13 protein-coding genes are annotated in these 21,246 nt (G+C 43.2%); 7 read left to right on the plus strand and 6 right to left on the minus strand.

Going from position 1 to position 21,246, the window contains the following annotated elements; translation table 11 throughout:
• Positions 1 to 333: 333 nt before the first annotated feature.
• From H5715_RS00450 to H5715_RS00460, 3 genes are all read right to left on the minus strand, one after another.
• Positions 334 to 2,238: a UvrD-helicase domain-containing protein gene (locus H5715_RS00450; protein WP_075187317.1), complete on the minus strand. Its 1,905-nt coding sequence runs from the start codon at positions 2,236 to 2,238 to the stop codon at positions 334 to 336.
• A gap of 2 nt (positions 2,239 to 2,240) precedes the next feature.
• Positions 2,241 to 4,064 (minus strand): ATP-dependent nuclease, encoded by a 1,824-nt coding sequence (locus H5715_RS00455; RefSeq protein WP_075187318.1) that lies wholly within the window; start codon positions 4,062 to 4,064, stop codon positions 2,241 to 2,243.
• 303 nt (positions 4,065 to 4,367) lie between these two features.
• Positions 4,368 to 5,963: a YfbK domain-containing protein gene (locus H5715_RS00460; protein WP_185906575.1), complete on the minus strand. Its 1,596-nt coding sequence runs from the start codon at positions 5,961 to 5,963 to the stop codon at positions 4,368 to 4,370.
• Positions 5,964 to 6,624: 661 nt separating this feature from the next.
• On the opposite strand from H5715_RS00460, the gene H5715_RS00465 reads away from it, so the two are divergent.
• From H5715_RS00465 to H5715_RS20350, 4 genes are all read left to right on the plus strand, one after another.
• Positions 6,625 to 8,493, plus strand: a complete 1,869-nt coding sequence (locus H5715_RS00465; protein ID WP_075187529.1) for a family 43 glycosylhydrolase — start codon at positions 6,625 to 6,627, stop codon at positions 8,491 to 8,493.
• 789 nt (positions 8,494 to 9,282) lie between these two features.
• A complete protein-coding gene (locus tag H5715_RS00470) occupies positions 9,283 to 10,467 on the plus strand; it encodes an RICIN domain-containing protein (RefSeq protein ID WP_075187530.1) in 1,185 nt (394 codons plus the stop codon).
• 607 nt (positions 10,468 to 11,074) lie between these two features.
• Positions 11,075 to 12,007, plus strand: a complete 933-nt coding sequence (locus H5715_RS19910; RefSeq protein WP_083608214.1) for a carbohydrate-binding domain-containing protein — start codon at positions 11,075 to 11,077, stop codon at positions 12,005 to 12,007.
• 166 nt (positions 12,008 to 12,173) lie between these two features.
• Complete coding sequence (locus H5715_RS20350; RefSeq protein ID WP_139309905.1) at positions 12,174 to 13,217, plus strand: pectate lyase; 1,044 nt, start codon at positions 12,174 to 12,176, stop codon at positions 13,215 to 13,217.
• Between the two features lie 521 nt (positions 13,218 to 13,738).
• Here the strand turns inward: H5715_RS20350 and H5715_RS00485 are convergent.
• On the minus strand, positions 13,739 to 14,542 hold the full coding sequence (locus H5715_RS00485; protein ID WP_075187532.1) for a DUF1176 domain-containing protein: 804 nt from the start codon (positions 14,540 to 14,542) through the stop codon (positions 13,739 to 13,741).
• Positions 14,543 to 14,578: 36 nt separating this feature from the next.
• Between H5715_RS00485 and H5715_RS00490 the strand changes: the two genes are divergently transcribed.
• The 3 genes from H5715_RS00490 (at position 14,579) to H5715_RS20140 (ending at position 16,556) form a co-directional block, all read left to right on the plus strand.
• Positions 14,579 to 15,265, plus strand: coding sequence for a MarR family transcriptional regulator (locus H5715_RS00490; protein WP_075187533.1), 687 nt, complete (start codon positions 14,579 to 14,581; stop codon positions 15,263 to 15,265).
• Positions 15,262 to 15,960 (plus strand): hypothetical protein, encoded by a 699-nt coding sequence (locus tag H5715_RS00495; protein ID WP_075187534.1) that lies wholly within the window; start codon positions 15,262 to 15,264, stop codon positions 15,958 to 15,960. Before H5715_RS00490 ends, H5715_RS00495 begins: the two co-directional genes overlap by 4 nt.
• Positions 15,961 to 16,322: 362 nt before the next feature.
• Positions 16,323 to 16,556 (plus strand): DUF5991 domain-containing protein, encoded by a 234-nt coding sequence (locus H5715_RS20140; protein WP_246434637.1) that lies wholly within the window; start codon positions 16,323 to 16,325, stop codon positions 16,554 to 16,556.
• A 734-nt stretch (positions 16,557 to 17,290) separates the two neighbouring features.
• On the opposite strand, the gene H5715_RS00505 is transcribed toward H5715_RS20140, so the two are convergent.
• Together H5715_RS00505 and H5715_RS00510 are read right to left on the minus strand one after the other, a co-directional pair.
• Entirely contained in the window at positions 17,291 to 19,150 is a 1,860-nt protein-coding gene (locus tag H5715_RS00505) for a UvrD-helicase domain-containing protein (protein WP_139309948.1), read from the minus strand.
• Between the two features lie 3 nt (positions 19,151 to 19,153).
• Positions 19,154 to 21,220 carry an ATP-dependent nuclease gene (locus H5715_RS00510; protein WP_075188205.1) on the minus strand — a complete coding sequence of 689 codons (2,067 nt, stop codon included), beginning with the start codon at positions 21,218 to 21,220 and terminating at the stop codon, positions 19,154 to 19,156.
• Positions 21,221 to 21,246 lie beyond the last annotated feature (26 nt).

The raw sequence follows: 21,246 nt of genomic DNA on the forward strand, positions 1-21,246 counted from the left end.
TAAAAGCTCACAGTTCGCTGTTCGACTACTGGTTTTTAAATGTTTTTAGAAAGCGTAACGGTGTTAAGCCTCACTGGCTAACGTGCCTGTCCTAATAAGTGGGTCTCGTTTCGATAGATAGCTTAGCTTCAAACCTAATTGGGAGCGTTTTTGAATCACATTGTGGGTTTGGGCAACGCACCTTTACTGTTTCTGTCTTAATACCCATATAATTATTTCCCTAACGGTCTATTTCTTCTGCTTTCGGCCAATAGCGGACAGTTTGGCTGGCCATCTAATCGAGATGTACTGGGAATAACATTCAGCCAACATCTTTATGGAAGGGAAAGGGGTCTATCCTGCCATGTCAATAACATTGAATCCAGAGTTCTCTAAGTCAACAATATCCTGAACAGTCACCGAATTATTCTTTTTACGATGAAGGTTTTTTTGATGAATGGCTAAGCATAGAAAATGTGTAGCCCTAGATACGGCAACATAAACAAGCTTTTTCTTTCCATCGAAACCATGCGTCTTATTACCTTTAAATAGATCCAACAGCTGATACAAATCATAACCATCCTTGAAAGTCTCAAGAACTAGAGTAGCTGTATGCGTCTCACCTTTAACCTTATGTATAGTGGAAACAGGAATATCGAATTCAACACCATCCTCATTGTAGCTATAGACATTTTCAATATTGCTTGACTGTACATTTATATCTATTTTTTTGATCACTTCAGACAGAACACCCTGATCAAGAATATCTCCATAAACTCCCAGAAAAACAGTTAGAAGATCGCTGAAGAGATTGTCAACGGACTTGGAATTTAAAACCCCTCTAGATATTTCTAACAGAAGGGTTTTAAATCTATCATATTGAACATGATCAACAGCCCTCAAGTAAATTAATATTCTGGATTTTGTAAACGGGCCGTCATCCAACCTAGCCCCTGTAAGAAAAAGATACTCTCTAACAATATCAAGAGAAACATCCATAATTAATCTTGGTGATAATAGATCCACACCAAGACTACCAAATTTTTCTACAAGGTCATCATTCTCTGGTATCGCCTTACCTCTTTTATAATTGGGAAAATAATCAGGTATCGTATGACCTTTATCACTGCCCTTAGAAACGCCACCAACAGCTTTAAAAACACAACTATCAATTTCGTTAAGCTTATACTTATGTATCAATCCAGCAAACAAGGGAATAACACCTTCAACATGCTCATCATCAAAAACAATAATTGTCGGCTTGATATCAACCTCATTAGGGCCGCACAGATCCTGAGGATTTATCGCGACATTAGAAATCACATCAGATATTTTTTTTGATAGGCGCTTTGTCTTATGGATATTTATCGGATTATCATCAACATTCCACCCAGATTGTGGAGCACCAAGGAAATTAAATATCGCCTGATTATTGTCACCTATACGCTGAACGACAACATCGCTACCGCCAAACAGACTCTTTAGAATGGAAAACTGCCTGTCGTCCGTATCTTGCGCCTCGTCAATAAATACATATTTGAATCTTTTCTGGAAAACCTTAATTACTTCTGGATGTTTTTTAAGATACTCTTGAGCCAAATCGTAGCAGTGCTCGTAAGTCAAATATCCATCGAGTATCACTTGATTCACAACACCCTCACCAAGGGCTCTCTTAATGTTTCTATACGAAGGCTTTCCTTTATTAACCAGTATTTTCTTTCTATTTCCCGCAAGATTGAGAATGACCTTGTTATCAGTAACAGTCAGATCCTCTAAGAAAGACTCGATATTAGGATAGTTGTTTGCCTCTGCACTCATTGCAATAAATTTATCGAGGCAGTATTTTTTGAGCTTTAACAGAAGCTTTTGATTAAAAATATCGCTATCTATTCTTTCAGGCTTTCTCTTGATCATGCTTGATAGCTCTGGTATTGCTAGGGATTTATTAATGAAAGATTGAAATGTGCCAACATGATTTGGATAACCCAGAAGTACATTAGCATCACCTCCTAGCTTTCTCTTGATTTCATCAACAGCTACATTTGTATGAGTAAGAACAAGCAACCCGCTATTGTCTGAAAATGGCATAAACCCTGATAGCAGTTCCAACTTAGCTACCAGCGATGTTGTTTTTCCTGCCCCAGGACACGCCTGTATGTCTTTTGACACCATGCATTTAATAAACTCCCGACTTTCAATATCGAACTTTAAATTATACCTTTCCTCAATAGAATGAATTGCTTCATCTGATATAAGCATAACTATTGCCCACCAGTTGCGTAAACCACAGCATCAACCAAATAACTAATATATGGATCATCAGGAGCCCCCACAAGATCAGCCTCACTCAAAACCCCAGAAAACACCTGTGCCACAACCGCCTTTGACAATTTCTTATCCAGCAACGTTTCCTTATAAATATTAAAAGCAATCTTCTCTTTTGAGCAACCATCATCTAGCCAACTTTTATATTCAACATCTGCCTCCAAAACCAGTTCATTTTTCCATTCATCAGTGAATACGTAATCTTTACTCTTTGTCTTCCAGCACAGGTATACAGACGCCCAGAATACTTCTGACAAACTACTTAATGATAAGCTATATTCCAAAGTCCAATACGGTGCTATAAATGACTTTATTGGGGCTGGATATTTTCCTTCTTTCTCAACGATTGTTGCCTCTCTAGCCACCTCTATCTCTTCAGCCATCAAAAGCACATCATCTTTCTTTTTCCCACATTCGACTGGCTTAACATCTACATCCGTTATAAGCGAAACAGGGACTCTGAACTCCTCACCTTCTTCTCTCAAAAATATATTGGCATACCTTAAAAAGGCGGTGCTTCCAACATTAACGATAGACACACCACCTCTAGACAAGTCCCTACCTATATATTTCGCTATTACGGGGACTAAAATATTTTCAGCATCACCCTCGACTAAGATTGTTCCACTAGAGAAGAAAAGATTCGCCTTAGTAGAGTCTAAAAACCTCTCCAAAAAGTAATAATCACCACTCCTTAACTTTGTACTCGAAGGCCCCATTGGATAAGCATTACCACCCTTGCAAACGATAAGGTTATCGAGCTTAACTTTTGAGGCTAGATTTGGACTATGAGACGTCAATATGAACTGGATATTATTCTCTTCACCAATTTTTTGAATTGCGTCTATTAGTCTGACCTGAGCCTGAGGGTGAAGATGAGCCTCAATTTCTTCAATCAACGCAAGTTTGAGCCCTGAGTAATGCAGCTTCTTTAGTAGAAGAAGTTCGGCTGCGATGTAGAGGATATTGTTTGATCCAAGACCTTGAAAATTATTTTCAGATATTTCCTGCCCAAAGAGCTTGAGTGACAGCTTCTCAAGTATCGATTTCAGTGAGTTATCGCTCACTTGAAACTTAGAAGAAAGCACATTGTCATCGATGGAAAAATCTTCCAAGTAACCATTGATATCACCAAGAAGGTCTTTGCCATCATACTTTGAAAAATAATTATCAATCGCTTTATTTGTGAGTCGTAAAATCCTTTTTAACCGATGGTCTGCTTTATCTGAAAACTGATCATGACTATCAAGAATTTGTGACAATCGTGATCCTCTTTTTGGTGTCAGCTCACTTTCTGCATCCCTTAACGGCTTTAGATAAGTGGCTCGCAAAAGATCTCTTGCTTCACCATTGAGTTGATGACCTTCGCTGTCAGACCCTGCACGTAAATCGTAGTAAATCCGCCCATCTTTTCTCGTTCCCTTTAACCACACCCGTAAATTGAATCCACCATCATCATCGAACCCAAGCCATTCTAAAAAACTCTTTGATTCATAGTCCTTAAATCCTTTAAAAACACACTCGATTACAAATGTTTCACTCCGCTTCGACTCATCCTCATTACCAGACAAATGAAAATCCTCAACACACGGTCGTATAAACTCACGACTTTGTGTATGAAGCACGTATTTTATTGCATCCACAATGGCAGTTTTTCCCGAATCATTTTCTCCAACCAACAGGTTCAAGCCACTATTGAACGATACATTTAGAGATTTATATTTCCTGAAATTATTTAACAACAAAGAATGCAAATACATGCACAAGTTCCTTCTATATTGGAGTTATTATTTTTTAAACATGATTAGTTTTATTCTCTTAATAAGCGGGGTCAGATGAAACTTATGCCCTGTACTCATAATCATTCAACGTCTGTTAAGGGTCGTCTGCAGCCTTTATTGGCTAACAAGCTTGTAAGTCTAGAGCAAAAAATACGAATATCTGCTTTTGGTCGTTTTCTGACGCCTGAAGTAGCCAGTCTCAACGTCCGCTTTCAGCAATGAGCTGCCCTTAAAATATAGACTATCAACGTCCGCTTTGGCTCGAAACCAGCCCCAACCAACCTACAAATCCCCACTCTCCGCCACACTCGCCTTTCGCACCATCTGCACAAACTCACTCCTATAACCATACGCATCATCCCCACGGTTATCCTTAGCAAGTTTCAAGGCATCGTCAAATCCCCAATTACCTACATATTTCCCATCTTTTAGTAACTGAGAAAAACCCGCAACCGCCGTGGCAAAGTTCACTTCCTGCATTAACGCCGGGGCTATTTCTTTGGTTTCAATAATCGGCTGTTCCATTAATCGCGATTCCGTCTCGCCGGGTAATTTGTAGCGCATTTTCAGGTAGGCCAGTTCGCTGGTTTTTTTACTAGTGTTGGGTTCGCTTGTTTGTTTATAACGTAGCTCATCTATTGTGGCATTCGGGGAGTTGGTAGGTGTGATTTCGTAAATGGCGGTAACCGAATGGCCGGAGCCTATATCGCCGGCATCGACTTTGTCGTTTTTAAAATCTTCCCGTTCCAGTTGTCGGGTTTCGTAACCCAGCAGGCGGTACTCTTTTACGGCGGTGGGGTTAAATTCCACTTGCAGTTTTAAGTCGGTGGCAATGGGAAAGAGTGAGGAGGTGGCTTGGTGTACCAGCACTTTTTGGGCTTCGCTCAGGGTATCGATATAGGCGGCTATGCCGTTACCGTTTTGAGCGAGGGTTTGCATTAGCTGGTCTTGGTAGTTGCCCTGGCCAAAGCCGAGTATGGAAAGGTATATACCTTTTTCTCGCTTGCGCTCTACAAAGCCTTTTAACTGCTCCCGGTCGCTAATACCCACGTTAAAGTCGCCGTCGGTGGCGAGCATTATTCGGTTAACGGCGTTGTTGTTAAAATGTTGTTCCGCTAAGGCATAGGCCAGCTGAATTCCCTGGCCACCGGCCGTAGAACCGCCAGCTTCCAGTTTGTTGAGCGCTGCCAGTATTTGGCTTTTATTTTTAACGGCGGTGGGTTCTAGTACTGTGCCTGCCGCGCCCGCGTAAACCACGATGGCTACGGTATCGGTGGGTTTTAGCTGGCTGAGTAGTAATTTAAAAGATTGTTTTACCAGCGGTAATTTGTCGGGTGAATTCATAGAGCCGGAAACATCCAGCAGAAATACCAGATTGCTGTCTGGCGTTTGTTCTGCTTCCAGGCTGTAGCCCTGTACGCCAATATGGATCAAATTTTTGCCTTCGGCCCATGGTGAGTTATGTACCACAACACTGGCTTTAAACGGCTCTTCGGCGGAATGGGGTTGCGGGTAGGCGTAATCAAAATAATTAACCAGCTCTTCTAAACGCACCGCATCTTTTTCGGGCAGGTAACCGGCATTAAGACGGCGGCGAACAAAGCTGTAACTGGCCGTATCGACATCGGCCGAAAAAGTAGAAACCGGTGTTTCGCTAACGAGCGTTATAGGGTTGGCTTTAAAGGTTTCAAAGTCGTTTCGGTTACTGGGTGGAGATTCGCGCCAATTGTCCTCGGCTGTGGCGAAGCTGGCGCGTATGCCCATTACAACGACTTCTTGCTGATCGGTAGAACTGTGCGTGGTGCAGCCCGAAACTGTTAAAACGCTAGTCAGCAGGGCAATGCATGCGAGCGTTTTGGCTGAGTTGAACGTGTCCATATTCTTCCCGTTGCTATTTAATTATTGTTGGCGCGGGCCAGCTGCTTATAGAGCGTCGACATCGAGTCCTTGTGAGCGGGTAATCGATTTAAGCAAAGTTAGCCGACAATGGCTATTCCCATATTTGATTATGCGCAAAGAAAAATGGTTAAGTTCGGTGTAGCGCAATTTCGGTGTGGTAATAGGCCGAACGCGGGTTAGAGGCGTCTCTCCCTAAAGGCGTTTTACGTGTGGGGCGGCCAACCTGGAGTGGCAAGAGGAAGAGTATCGCGTTGAGGATAAACCCCCGCACAATTCCCCAAAACGACTAGCGCTGGACGGGAGCGTTGTCTAGCCGTTCGCGGGGTGCTCAGGATAGTGCAGTTTTCTATACGCTAAAAAGTTGCGCGCCTTTCTTCTAAAATATTTTCGCCATGTAGTTGAATTTCCGCGATGAGCGCCTGCTCCCTCTGGCAGTCGAGCGACTAGGAGTCTCTCATCTCGATCCGATTTTTATTAAGTTTGCGACGTTCGGCAGACTGTGATGTTAGGCCGTTGGCACTTTCGTAAGTTGTAGGCGATGAGCTCGAAGCCTTTCTGGTACCCTCTCGTAAATGGGGCGTTTATCGTTCCTAAACTTTATGACGATCAATCAATAATAATTTTCAGCAGGGTACCCGCAATGTTTACACTCTCTCAGAAAGTGGCGCAGAAAGCGCTGATCCTTACTGTATCTTTGATTTTAAGTTTACAAGTGTTGGCTATGGAATTATATGGTAATAACACAACTCATGACCCTTCCACTATCGTCGAAGATGATGGCACTTATTGGACTTTCGGTACCGGTGATGGTAATGACGGCATGGTCAGCCGCTACTCAACCGACCTAATTAATTGGAATACCGGCTCCACAGTTTTTACGCCTGGTACCTGGCCCAGTTGGATAAATGCGCGCGTGCCGAATTTTGATGGTAATTTTTGGGCGCCCGATCTTATCGAAATGAATGGTCGCTACTATATTTACTACTCCGCATTTTCTTCCAGCAACCCACCGACTTCGGCAATTGGTGTTGCTGTTACAGACTCCTTAAACAATCCGAATTGGCAAGATTTGGGCATGGTGGTTTCTACGCAAACCGATCCGTCCACAAGTGGTGGACCAATGAACGCTATAGACCCTGGTGTTTATCGCGATACTAGTGGCAACGTTTTTATGATATACGGCTCTCATTACTCGGGCCTATATATTGTGCAAATAAACCCGAGTACCGGATTGCGCCAAGGTTCTTCACGCGTTGCGGCTATCGGGAACAACGGTGGTTGGAATGAATTTGAAGGCGCGCAAGTTCAGTATCTGGATGGTTACTATTACGCGTTTGTAAACCGCGGAGATTGTTGTGCTGGTAATCAAAGTGACTATTATATTTTGGTCGGACGCTCTACTAGCCCAACCGGTCCTTTCGTTGATGTGAACGGTAAAAACCTTTGGAACTACGGAAGCGACAATGGTAATGCTAGTGGTGTAAGTACGGTTTTGGCAACCTCCGGTAAATATATAGGGCCGGGTCACTTTGGTTATCTGAATCGGAACGGACAACATTTGGCAAGCATCCACTATTACGATGGCACGACTTCCGATGGTTGGCCTTCGCGGCTCGATATTTTACAAATCAATATGGCGAACGGTTGGCCTACTTTTACGCGTAGTTTTAGTTTGGCGTCGGGAGATAGTTCGTCCAGCTCGAGTAGCTCGTCTAGTTCAAGCAGCTACACCTATATACAGGAAGAGAGCACCGCTGGTTTTTGTAACTTGGAAGGTACCATCGATAGCAATAACGCAGGCTTTTCCGGTGTTGGCTTTGCCAACTCTTCGAATGCTGTCGGTAGTGGCATTAACTACGCCATTTCAGTGCCAGCTACGGGTGCTTATGCGATTGTCTTCGACTACGCAAATGGTTCGACTGCTCGGCCAGGGGAGCTATTTGTGAATAATTCGTCGGCTGCGAACTTTTATTTTGAATCAACCGGTGGTTGGACTACCTGGAATAGTTCTTCAAATGTAATTATCACTTTGGAGGGTGGAAATAATCTATTACGGTTAGAAGCAACCGATGAAGGTGGCTTGCCCAATATAGATAATCTTCGCATCACCGGTGTAGGGCCAGTTGCCGGGAATTGTGATTCGCTACAATCTTCCAGCAGCTCAAGTAGTAGCTCTTCTTCTTCGAGTTCTTCCTCAACAAGCTCGTATTCAAGCAGCATTTCTAGCTCAAGTAGTTCGAGCGGCAGCACTGTTGGTGGTGTAACTGCGTCGGTCAGTATTAATAATGATTGGGGCGGTGGTTACTGTGCAAACCTTGTATTACAAAATACTGGTAGTTCTGCAGTAACCTGGAATGCAGCAGTCACCGTTGAGGGAACCGTGAGTAGCCTGTGGAATGGTGAATGGAACCAGAGTGATTCGACCTTGAATGTTTCGGGTGTGGGCTGGAACGGTACTTTGCAGCCGGGACAAACCAGTACGTCGATTGGTTTCTGCGCTAATCGATAGTTTAAAAAATCATTAGAATAGCAAAGATAAAAAAGTGCCGACCACGTGTCGGCGCCTTTCCTTTACTTGTCAATTAAATTTGCTTGGGTGTCAGTTTAGCCACGCGTCCACACCTTTTAGATTGGCGATCCAGTTAGCCATAACGAAAAAAGGTCGTCACAATTCGCCCAAAGGTGATGTGCTGGGTGGCTGGTTTGTCAAATGCTCTCAGCCAATTATAAGTACGTGCCTTTGTATGAGTAAGCGACGATGACAACTAGCCTTGTTATCGAAATTGGCGGGGCGCGAACTGAAAGGCTATTCAATTTTAGCTAAGTGAATTTTCTTTCGGTGGTTCCAGTACATACCGCTGCGTCGTTGGAGTCTGGCTCTTGGAACGGAAAGCGATTTACATATTGGCCATAATTAGTTGCGGAAGAAAAACACAAACTATTCGATCTTCCCGCGCAGCAGAAGCTTAAGAAAGTTATCCTCTTGCTGGCTTCCTTCTATCTGCAAAGCAAAGAGATAATTTACTTTTATAAACTACGATAATAGGGTGGTTCTGGCAGCGAATTGTCTATTCAGCTGGGGTTGATTATGACGTCGGTTCTTTTCTAGTAATACCATAATAATGGGATGTTCGCCTCACTAGTCCAGTATTTCTTGGTATATGCTTCTGCGTCTTTAGTTTTCTTCATAAGCCTCTCGGCTAACTTGTTTTGGTGTTACTTTTTTAGCTAAGCGGTCGCGTGACCACCTGTTGCATTTCCAGGTGGTTCCAAAATAAATATAACGAAGGTACATTCCGTGTTTAAAAAAATCATGATTTTCGCGTTAATATTGTTTTTGTCGTCGGGCGCATTTGCCATCGATAGTGGTCGCTATACCATTCAGTCTTCCTTAAGTGGTCAGTTCATGGATGTGGAGGGTGGAAGCTCTGACGACGGCGCCAATATTTTACAATATTCAGAAAGTGGTGCGACAAACCAGCAATTTGATGTCGTGTCGTTGGGTGATGGCAGTTATTCGATTCGGCCCGCGCACAGCGGAAAATCATTAGATGTATATGCCTGGAACGCAGATGATGGTGCAGAGCTGCGGCAGTGGACATACTACGGTAATTCTAATCAGCGTTGGTATATTGATAATGTTGGCAGTGGGTTGTATTCAATTACCTCGGTATTCAGTGGTAAGGCAATTGATGTTTGGGAAATGAGTATGGTAGCCGGTGGTGATATTCGCCTTTACTCGTATTGGGGCGGCGCAGGTCAGCACTGGTCCTTTTTACCTGTCGGCGGATCGCCCAGCACCAGTACCATTAATGTTTACATCGCTGGTGATTCAACGGTATCAACTTATACAGATACCGCAAGTCAAAATGATCAAGCTGGCTGGGGGCAAATGTTGGCAGAGCAATATAATTCCTCTGTAAATGTTCAAAACCATGCCGTTGGTGGACGCACGGCACGACGTTTTATCGAGGAAGGACGACTGGATGCGATCTGGAATGTCATCAAATCTGGTGATTATTTGTTAGTGCAGTTTGGCACTAACGATGGCAATAAAACGGCAACTTATACGATCAATGGCCAAACAATTCCATACTATTTAGACCCGCAAACGGAATTTAAAACCTACTTGCGCCAGTATATATCCGGTGCGCGAGCGCGAGGTGTAACTTTAGTATTTGTCACCCCGCCGCCAAGAAATTCAGCCTATTGTACCGGTGGTAATGGGACTGGTGCGCATGCGGAAGCAATGCGAGAACTGGCTGTTTCCGACGGTGTCGCTTTAGCAGACTTAAATGAAAAGACGGTGAATTATTTAATGGCAATTTGTCCATCCCCGACACCAGAGGATTTTTTCTTTTTGCGAGCAGATGGTACCGTTGACGGAACACATTTTCAGGAAAATGGTGCGCGTATTCTAAGTGGATTTGTCGCGGATGGTGTAGACGAAGCAGATCTACCATTAAATAGCCGCCGGAAATAACCTGAAATAATACGACTGAATGTGTCGTCCTGCAAACACCATAAAAAGCCGCACGCCGTGTGTGGTGCGGTCGTTTTGTGTTGGTATTGAATAGCAACTAAAAATAGTTGCTCGATGGTAACCTGATTATTCGAGCTTAATGATTATATTTATTTGTTGAAGACGTTTTCTGGACTAAGAGACCGGTCGATTAAGATAGTTTTCTTGAGAAAGTTTTTCGGAGTGTTTAAGTTTTTTTGCGAGGCATCCGATTATTAAGATATGTTTTAGTGTTCAATCCCAAACGCCTTTTTGTCATTTGGTTCGTTGGTAGATTAGGCGTTTGTTGTATTGCCATGCGAAAAAATTCCGCCAACGTTATTCGTGAGGCTGGAACGCTTAGCTGCAGGGCTTCAAATATAGCGGTATAGCGGTATAGCGGATTTTGGAATTTTAACTATTTGTCAATATTTCGAAAAAATAGTTGTAACCGGTTACACCCGATGTGAATATGCAACCGCTTTACCGGTAGAGATAAAAATTAATTACCCGTACACATTTTTTCGGCCAACTTCTTGACTACACCTTGTCCGTAACGTGTACATCCGAAATTCACGGAGAAAATTTGATGAAAATAATGAAATCCCTAATGACGGCTTGTGTCCTTTTCGTGGGCCTTGCTTCGTTCTCATATCCCGTTTTCGCTCAAGATTATCCGACGTGTAGTAGTGCATCAGTCGATCCCGATGGCGATGGCTGGGGTTGGGAAAACAACCAAAGCTGTATTGTTTCTTCCAGTAGCAGTGGTAGTGGTGATTACCCAACGTGCAGTAGCTCCTCTTCCGATCCGGATGGCGATGGTTGGGGATGGGAGAACAACCAAAGCTGCGTAGTATCTACCAGTTCCAGTAGTGGTGGTTCGAGTGGCTATCCTACATGTAGTAGTTCTTCATCCGATCCCGACGGCGATGGCTGGGGTTGGGAAAATAATCAAAGCTGCATTGTTTCCAGCAGTAGTGGAGGCTCCAGTAGCGGAAGTTGTGGTACCGGTAGTTGCCCCAGTTCGCTTTCTTGCCCCAACGGTATGAGCTGCGGTTGCTATACTATTTCTGGTTTAGGAAGCAACAAGCGCGGCTATCAAGATGCGGGTGCTGATCGTAGGTTCTTGGCGTCGGCAATGATGGAAACTGAAGTTATGGATACCAATTATGCTTATGGTGATAACAAAACAGGAGATTCATTTAACGCCGGTGCCACCAAGCAAAACTGGGGGATGATGCGGCAATGTCACTCTGCATGGACCGGTTATGGTTCAGGTGATTATTCCGTCTCTGCCCAAATGAACAGCAGTCGCTCATTGGATGTTCAGGTCTACAATGAGTGTCGTAATTATTTCGGCAGCAATTGGTTCGCTGGACATCGTAACGGTTCCTCAGGCTTGAGCAATCCAAATACAACAGACATTAATAATTTTAAAGCGGGCTACGATTGGACTTACAATCAGCTTTCTGGCCACGAGTGTGATGATGTTCGCTTTTGGGTAAGTATTCCTGCAATCTAAAATTTCGTCCTAAAGCGCCAGTAATTGTTTGCTGGCGCTGTCTTTATTTGGTGCCAACGTTAGAGTTTAGCCGGCCCATACATTTTTTTAGTAATCTCAATCTGTTTCTACCAACTGACCTCCTTATACTGAAGTGTGGTATAACGTTAATGCAAGGAAAAATATTATGAAATATTTAACGCAGATTTTTTTAACCATAGTCGTTAGTTCATTTGGGAATATTGCCATTGCGCAAGATTGTGGTACGTGTAATTGGTACGGTACGGATTTTCCCGCTTGTTGTGGTCAGAGTACAGGCTGGGGTTGGGAGAATAGTCAGAGTTGCATTGGCCCAGTAGAATGCACAAACAGCGGTCAAGTATTGTCGGGCGCCTCTTCGTCTAGCAGTAGTTCCAGTGGTGGAGGTACTTCTGAAGATTTTGTATGTGATTGGTATGGTTCAATTTATCCTCTATGCCAAGACGAAACCAGTGGTTGGGGTTGGGAAAACAATCAAAGTTGCATTGCGTTAAGTACGTGTAATTCCCAAGGGGGAGGTAGTTCTTCTTCTAGTAGTTCTTCGAGTAGCTCTAGCACTGGAGGTGGCTCGGGTATTTCAGGTGCTTCATGTTCGCCGGGCGGAAATGTAATCGTTGTAACGTCTACTATACGCGTTGACGATGGCAGTACTTTTGATGGCTATTGTCAGACGTACACTGCTGGATCAGAGCTCGGTGATGGTAGCCAAGACGAGGGACAAGATCCAGTATTTCGAGTTGAAAATGGTTCGACTCTAAAGAATGTCGTTATCGGAGATAATGGTGCGGACGGTATTCATCTGCGTAACAACGCGAGTTTGGATAATATCTATTTTCAAGATGTTGGTGAGGACGCGATTACCGTTAAAGCTTCAGGCACGTACAATATAGCCAATATCGAAGGCTATAATGCCGATGACAAATTTTTTCAGATAAATGCTGAAAGCACACTAAATGTTGAAAACTGTATTATTCATGATGCTGGTAAAGCGTTGCGCCAGAATGGTGGAACTGTTTTTCGTATAGATGTGTCGTTTAATAATTGTGATATCGCGGATATGGACGAGGGTATATTTAGGTCAGACAGCCCTAGCAGTCGAGCGATTATTTCCAATAGTCGCCTGCATAACGCGGGAAGTGTTTGCGTTGGTAGCTGGGCCTCCTGCGGCTCCTCTGGCATTACACAATACTAGCCTTTAAGTAAACCCAACTAAAAGAGGGGAGGGGTTTAGTAACGCATATTTTGTATAAGTGGCCTTCATAAATCGTCTGTATTGTAACCTTGATTTGTAGTGTTTCGGCTTTTGGAAATGATTTTAGTTATAGGCAATGATTTATGCAGGCCCGCGAAATCGTTAGAGGGTTTTTTTTAAACCCTAGACGAAATAAAAATAGCCCAAGACAGAATTCTCTTATTATCTATTTGCTATTAATTTAGGGTGGCCAGTTGTTGGGGTTTACGGAGGAAGCGCTTCGAGTTTTCCTCATTGCTGAAACCCGTGTGGCTTTTAGAAAAATATTTTCCGATAGGGTGGCTCTCAGGACTGTCATGATAGTGCATTTATTTAATTTGACAGAAAGGTTGGTGGAGAAAGCTGTAAACTTCATTGTTGCTGGCGCGCACTATCAACGAATCCTCGCCATCAACCGGTGATCAAACGATTCTAGTCGTTCAAATAATTAAAAGACCATTTTTCCAAATACTCGTGAAAAATCAGTGCAAGTGGCTACCCAAACGTTTTTGGCGGAAGATATGGTTCATAGTTAACAATTGGATATTCATCTCCGTCAGTTTTTGAATTGAAATTGAAACAGTGAGCGCCATCTTCATGTTTAACAAGTACCCACAAATTTTCAGGAACTTCGTACTTAAAGGCCGGTTTTTGTAATCGAACAGGGATTTGGGTAGCTCTTCGAATTTTACCGCCGGATGATCCCGACAGGCACGGGAGCGGGTTTGTTGCAGTTGAAAACCGGCCTGGGTCAATTCCGTGGCAGGGTTAAAATGGAAAACCCGATAGGTACCGCAGTCACCCATTCCGCGGGACCGGGTAAGTATTTCCAGTGTTTTTTCGGCGCTGTCCACCTGGAGGGTGCCGATGACTTCTTTGGGGTTATCGGTGCTTGCGGGAAAGCCGAGTTCGAGCTGCCGGCCCTGCTGGCTGTCACCGTCGAACAGGTAGAGATAATAGGTGGGCTGGTAGGCACCCGGCACACATAGCACGGTTACCAGCTGGAAGGGCGCAACAAGGGAGTAGGTTTCCACATCGGCCACATAGTCGCAATCGCGGTCCCATTTGAGTCGCTGCTTCCAGCGCCACTGTGCTTCGCTCCAACCTTCCGGGCCACTCCATAGATCCCTGTCGTAGCTCTGCAGGATATCCAGCCCGGTTTTGTCTATGGGCAGTGTGGCCGCTGGGGTATTGTCTGGTGCCGCACCAATGCTGCTCTGGCAGGCCGCAAGAATGGATACGCAACCCAGTAAACAGAGCGTTGACAGGGATCGGTTGATTTTCATAAATAGTTACTGAGTTGAGAGTAAAAGAAAGTGCTTATGATGCCTGTACTGATGGGCGCGGCCAATACCAAGGTACTTGCTAATGGTGAAGGCTTCCCCGATATTTACCGTTTGACAATCCAGCGATCTCCCTGTCAAGATGTTTCCTATTCCGAAACAGGAAACGCCTCAATGATCATAAAACCCCAAGATACTTTAATTGCTCTCAAATATTGCTCTATTGAGCGTCAGGCTGGTATTGGTCTCGCCGATACGGGGCTATCTTCTGTGTTTAGCATCCGTGATCTAGCGGAGGTTATTGGAATCAGTCATGGTGAAATTAGTCGTTCTACTCAACGTCTCGAAAAAGCTCAGTTGGTCAGTATCAGGGGGGGCATCTTCGCTGTGGCACGCAATCTTAACGAATGGCTTTGTTACGGTATCCGTTACTACTGCCCATTAGAGCGTAGCGGTTATGGCCGAGGTATTGGAACCGGTTGGAATTGCCAATTAATCAAAAGCGAAATGCTGCCGCCGCAACCAGGTTGGGTGTGGGCAAGCTCTCAAGGGGATAAAGAGGCGGAGTTAATTGTACCCTTTCACAATAGTGTTCCATTAGCTGCGTCATATGATCCATGGCTCTACCAGGCATTGTCTTTGGTTGAGGTGATTAGAGGCGGTAAGCCGCGAGAGCTTGCCATTGCGCGCGAACTATTGGCTGCTCACCTGGGAGTTTCGCAATGAGCGTGAAGGGCTATGAATTTAACATTCAGCAACTTCATGCCGTTGCTACAGCGCTTGGCGAGCTAAATAAAGAGATTACCTACGTGGGTGGCGCTACAACAGCCTTGCTTGTGCCGGAGGTTGCAAGAGCTGGCACTCGCCGTACAGAAGATGTCGATGTGCTGATTGATGTTTTGTCGCGGGCCGAATATTACCGATTTTGTGATGATTTAAGAGCAAAAGGTTTTATTGAGGACACGAGTGATACTGCGGTGATTTGTCGTTGGCTGGCACCGACAAAATTGGGCCGGGTGCAAGTAGATGTGATGCCGACTGACTCTGAGATTCTTGGATTTTCAAATCGCTGGTACAAGCAGGCTATTGAACTGGCCGATGAGGTTACGTTAGCCAGTGGGATAATAATCCGAGTGGCCTCAGCGCCCTATTTTTTAGCGACTAAGCTGGAGGCTTTTAAGGGGAGAGGGGCTGGCGACTATTTTAGCCATGACCTAGAGGATTTGATGTTTGTTTTGGAAAATCGTGACCGTTTGGTGATTGAGCTGATGGATTGTGATCAGGAGCTAAAGAGCTATTTGGCTGACGAAATGAAGGTCTTGCTAAACGATGAATTTTTGAATGTGTTACCAGGTTTGTTAAATAATCCGAATGCCGCCAAAGGAGTCGAACAAACTTTGCGGCTGATAAGTCGGTGGTAAATTGTTGAGCCTGACATTAAACAATGCGCAGGACAATTGATGGAGAGGTGTTTGTAGGACTGTCATGATTGTACGATGTGAACAAAGATGGAAAAATTACGTTGAGTGAAATTTCCATCAAAGTGAGGGCGAAATATGAAAAAGGTCTTGGCGCGGGGTATATTGGGTGATGGTAATTAGAAATAGAAAAACTATATTTGCTGCGTTTTGCTTGTTGCTTTTTTCTTGTGCGAAGGCCGAGTGGCGGGGGAACTATTTTTGCGAGTTCGATCTAGGGGAGGCGGCTCCTGGCTAGGCGGTAATAATCGAACATACGTTGGCACTCTCTGAAAGTCGTTGCCGTTTAGCCGTTAGTGGCTTCAATGTTGCCGAAGGGCTATGTGTGTGAAGCTAAGCCTAAGGTAGAGAGCGTTGTAATCAATTTTTTTTCCTATTCTGATGAATCAGTGAAAAACAAGTACGGCGTTCAGGTGTATAAATCTGGCGAGGCGTTGCTTGAGTTCACCGGTGATACTAAACAGCCGCACACGGTTTGGCGGAGTTTATACTCGGGTGAAGTAAATGGCAGTGATGCCAATTGCTTTGTGTTGGCATAAATGTAGTTCGCTTATTATTCCTTGAGCGCTTTCTAGAGGCTATCTGCTGTATTGAATTCCGGTATTTTCAGAAGTGGAGTTACTGAACGGGGGGGGGGCTTATCGTTCGCAGGATAGCCATGATAGTGGTGTGGAAGAGCCTAACGGTGTTAAGCCTTTAAAGGTTGCTTATCGTGCCTGTCCTAATAGCGTTCCAACTAGCAAGCGATCGCCCAACTATTGTTTCTCGTCAATTAAATGCACCTACCAATATTTCTTTCTAGTGTCACTGCTTAGACAGGCATAACAAGTAATCCGATATTTGCCTACAAACCTCGGTCAGCTATCGGTCAAAAGCGAACATTCAAGTGAAAGGCAAGTATCAAGATCTAACCCCATCTACCTCTGGTAATAACGCCTCAAGCGTATCGAATAATTCCGGTGCAGTTAATACGTTAAAAAACTAATAGCATCTCGATGAAACGCTTCTTTCTGAATAATTTTTTGTTGATGCTGCCGACGGTTATGTTTAGCATTCATTGGAGCTGGCCCTTTGGTGGCAGTGGCATCTTTGGCGAGGTAAAGCTCCACCATTGGACCAGCTTTTCTGCTTTTAAATCAATTAGTTGTATCTAAGTAAGTGCCATTCAGGTCTGACCCCATTTATTTCCTTTTTCTCAACCAGTGTAGAATTTATACAACCTAGTATTGCATCAGGACAAGAGCGGACATTTACGCAATAATCCTGACGTTATCTAGTCAAAAAAGGATATTTGGTCATCTGAGAAAAGGCCAGCACCAACAAGCTCCTTTTTTGCCGCGTTGGGATCTGGTGTATAAAATACGATTTTCAAATTTACTTCTGCTCTGGAAAAGCATACATAAGCTAGCCTTCTGGTTCTTTCGACTTGCTCCTCTTTTCCCTCACCTGAAGTTGCGGGCGTTAGAGACTTGGTAAAACTATAGTTATGCCAAGACGCCTCAATGTCATCGAAGAGAACAACGACGTTGGAGTATTCTTCTCCTTTGACTCCATGCTGAGTACTAAAAGGAGTATTGTCAGATATAAAATCAATGTAACTGGAAATCTCTGAAGTATCCATATCAAAAAAGCTATCGGCCAACCAACGCCCTTTTTCAATTGAATGAAGCTTCTTATCGTAATCTTCAGTCATGGGTGCGCGCGAAACTTCCTCAATTAAACGTTCAGAAAACTCACATAACTCTTCGTCACGGGCAAACCTCAATATATTCCCTAAATTTTCGTTCAGCCATAAATTCGCCAATTTACTCAATTGGGTTTCAGCCAAAGCAAGCATTTCTTTCAAAGTCTTGGTCGAATTTTCACCCTCTGGATCGAAGGTTGGACTATGATTTCTAAGTATATCCATAACAGAGCGGATATCACCTTCGTTATAGCTCTTAACAAGTGGGCAAAGAACTCGAATAAATGGCTTAAGCAATGCGTGAGAGCCAGATTCATAATCCTCTTTAGCGCGTGAAGAAGCATATTCACCTGTAAAAAGTTTGTGGATTTCAACGAACCCTAATCTCCGGGCGATCATCTGACGAACGAGGAAAAGCAACTTCACATTTTCTTGGTCTTTCCAGCCCCAATTATCGAGTAGCTCGTCAAACTTGTATGCCACTCGGTCAAGCTGGTCATTAGTATACCTGTTACGTGGTGCGCCTGGTGCTTCTGCTTGCACTAGAATTAGTTCGACGCTCCCTTTTACATTGGTATTTTCGCCTGCAGGGTATTGCTCAACATCACTTCTAAATTCATTAAGCAATGTAATTACTTCAGGTGAACATCTAAAATTTTCTTCTTTTGTAATGAGGGAAGAGCCAACCGGAGCATGGAAGTCGCCCGCACGCTTGTCGTAAATTTGCTGCATCGGATCACCAAAATATCCGACCACAGGAAAGCCGTCTTCCCCGCAAAGAATATTTAAAGCCTTTACAATTTCATTGAACGTATCCTGAGCTTCATCGACGAAAATAAAAGGATATTTTTGTCCAATTATCTTTCTCAGGATTTCATTTTCGGAAATCATCACTCCAGAAATAGCGATAACATCATCATGGCTCAGCTTGCCTTCTGCGTAGTTGCTGAATTGCGATGTATCGTCATAATGAAACCGATCAATAGCTTCCAACACCTCAATATTTTGAGCTAAAGAATGAACCTTTTCTCTTGCAGCTAGCGCTTTCTGACTATTCCCACCATTGTCCTTTTCTCTCTGTTTTTCGATTAACGATGGAATGACAATTTCTTGCAAAGATATCCTTATTTCTTTCGAGAATCGTTTGATCGCCGACCACAAAAAGCTATGTAGTGTAGAGACAAGATAAAGATCGTCCCAACCAAGACGTCCTGAAATAACATCTACTGCTCTATTGGTAAACGTAATGCAGGCTATTTGTTTTCCATCACGCCTGAATTCTTTTCCATAGGTTTCTCTTAAGTAATCAAGAGAAGAAACAAGTGAGGTCGTTTTACCTGACCCTGCACCAGCGATTACTGAAAATGAAAGCTTTTGATCGAGACATTCCCGTATTCTATTATCAGCTTCGGTCAACATTAATTCTTTTTTAGAAATAGTATTAGGCATTGGTTACTCCCTCAAAGCCTCAGTGCTTGCTGTTAGCTTTGTCTTCAGCCATTGGAGGCCTTTTGAGATATAGGAAGGAGTTACCCATTGCACATCAGATGAACCCATACTCAATGCAAAATCAGTTTTTTTAAAGGTTGATGATTTCACCCCTTCATAGACAGCTTTCCTTACATTTTCTGCATCGTCAGTAATTTCAATTCCACAATCTAAAGTTCCATCTTTAAAACTATCGATATTCTGATAAATGAAGGATTCTTCAAAAGTTCTTCCAAACATTATCTCCCCTTTACCAAATGAAGGTGCTGAAGTTGGCTTTTGGAATGCTATGTACCCTTTATCATCGGCAACTTTTACATCGTCATCGCCATATGACTTTAGCGTGGAAAGTGCTGACTCATTCAAATAAAACTTGATTGATGAATTAGAAGTAACTGCATCATCCTTGCTAGCTTGACATGATTTTCGGTTATCGGCAGGGTCTACTGAGTCTATATCCGTTATGACAAGATAAGGAACACCAATAAACTCTAACAATCCAGAGAACCTGCTGGCGTATGCACCACCGACTTCCAAAATAGACAGGTATGTACTGTTTAAATCTGCAGCTTCCTTATTTATCATTTCTGGCAGCAACAGTTTTTCCGACGCACCTTCAACTAAAATTACCGCATCGGAAAAGAATAGATCGCAATGTGTTAGCCTCATGTATTTTTTTAAGAATTTAAGAACTTCTGCCTCATCTTCAGTTTCTCCAGAAGCTGATGCCCTATTTGGGCTGAAAGCTCTCAAGCTTAAAACCTCCGAAGCATTTAATGTTTTTACTTCATTTGGATCATCGCAGCTAAGATTGCAGCGCTTAAAATATCTTACTTTTTCGAAGTCAACGGCATCAAGAATATGTGATGAGTGTGTTGTTACACCAAGTTGAGGCCGTATTTTTTCGTCCTCATTTTGGTTGGCCACATCATCAATTATCTTCCAAATATTGGAAACAAATGTCTGCTGAACCTGTGAATGCAAATGAACCTCAGGCTCTTCAATAAATATCACCTGACAAAGTGGTCTTTTTTGCTCTGCAGAAATCCACTGCAAATAAAAATGACTTACCTGCAATGCCATATAAACCAAATTCTTAAATCCTAAGCCGTTATAAGCTTCGGGTAATTCATGCTTGTGCTTAGGATCAACATACAAAAGCGCCGTGTTTCCCTTCAAAGCAATTTCGGGACTTAGAGATGAAATTAGTTTGAGCTGCCTATCGTTTACAGAGGGGACGCCTAACCCTTTTAATACGCCCATTATATCCTTAAAGCTCTCTTCATAATGAGCATTGAGATTGTCGTTGTTTTCTTCGATTACACGATTTGCCTCTTCATTCGCCTCTGCTTGCTTGAGATTATGTTTGTAATACGTTGCAAACGATTGCGATAGACGCGTACTTCGAGCAGCCTCATGATCATCAATGTTTCTTTGAGCATCTACAAAATCGACTTTTATGATGGAAGCCAAGGTCTTTTTTGCTTCCTCTGAATCCATGTGATGCTTAATCGGTTCTCCGTCTACAGCTTCGAGTGTCCAATATACTAGATTAAAATGCCTTGACAGATTATTTGGCAAAGAAAGGAAGTAAGATAAGGGTTTTCTTCTTTTTCCATCATCTTGCTCAGGAAATGCGGAAAAATAATCCTCTTTTAACTTGTCTATATCTTTTACCGCGAACTGAATGCGTACTCCAACCTCATTTATCGCTGCGGATATTGTTGGCAACAACGAGAATATTCGGCCAAATTCAACATCAGGATCAACGGTAAGCCACAAGTCCATATCAATTGTTGGAAATTCAATATTTTCGGCACCTTCACCAACAGCATCTATATCAGTGATTCGAGATACAGAAAAATCATGTATCTTGAAATCATTTGACTTCAAAAAAATCTTGAACGCTGATGTCGCAGATGTTTTGCCGCTGTTATTCGGGCCGACAAAAACTGTTTCCTTATCATCAAAGTCGATTTCGACATTTTCAAGACGACGAAAATTTCTCAGATATACTTTGCTTATTTTCACTAAATATCGCCCTTTTCTAACTGTAA

The organism is Teredinibacter haidensis (assembly GCF_014211975.1).
Lineage (GTDB): Bacteria > Pseudomonadota > Gammaproteobacteria > Pseudomonadales > Cellvibrionaceae > Teredinibacter > Teredinibacter haidensis.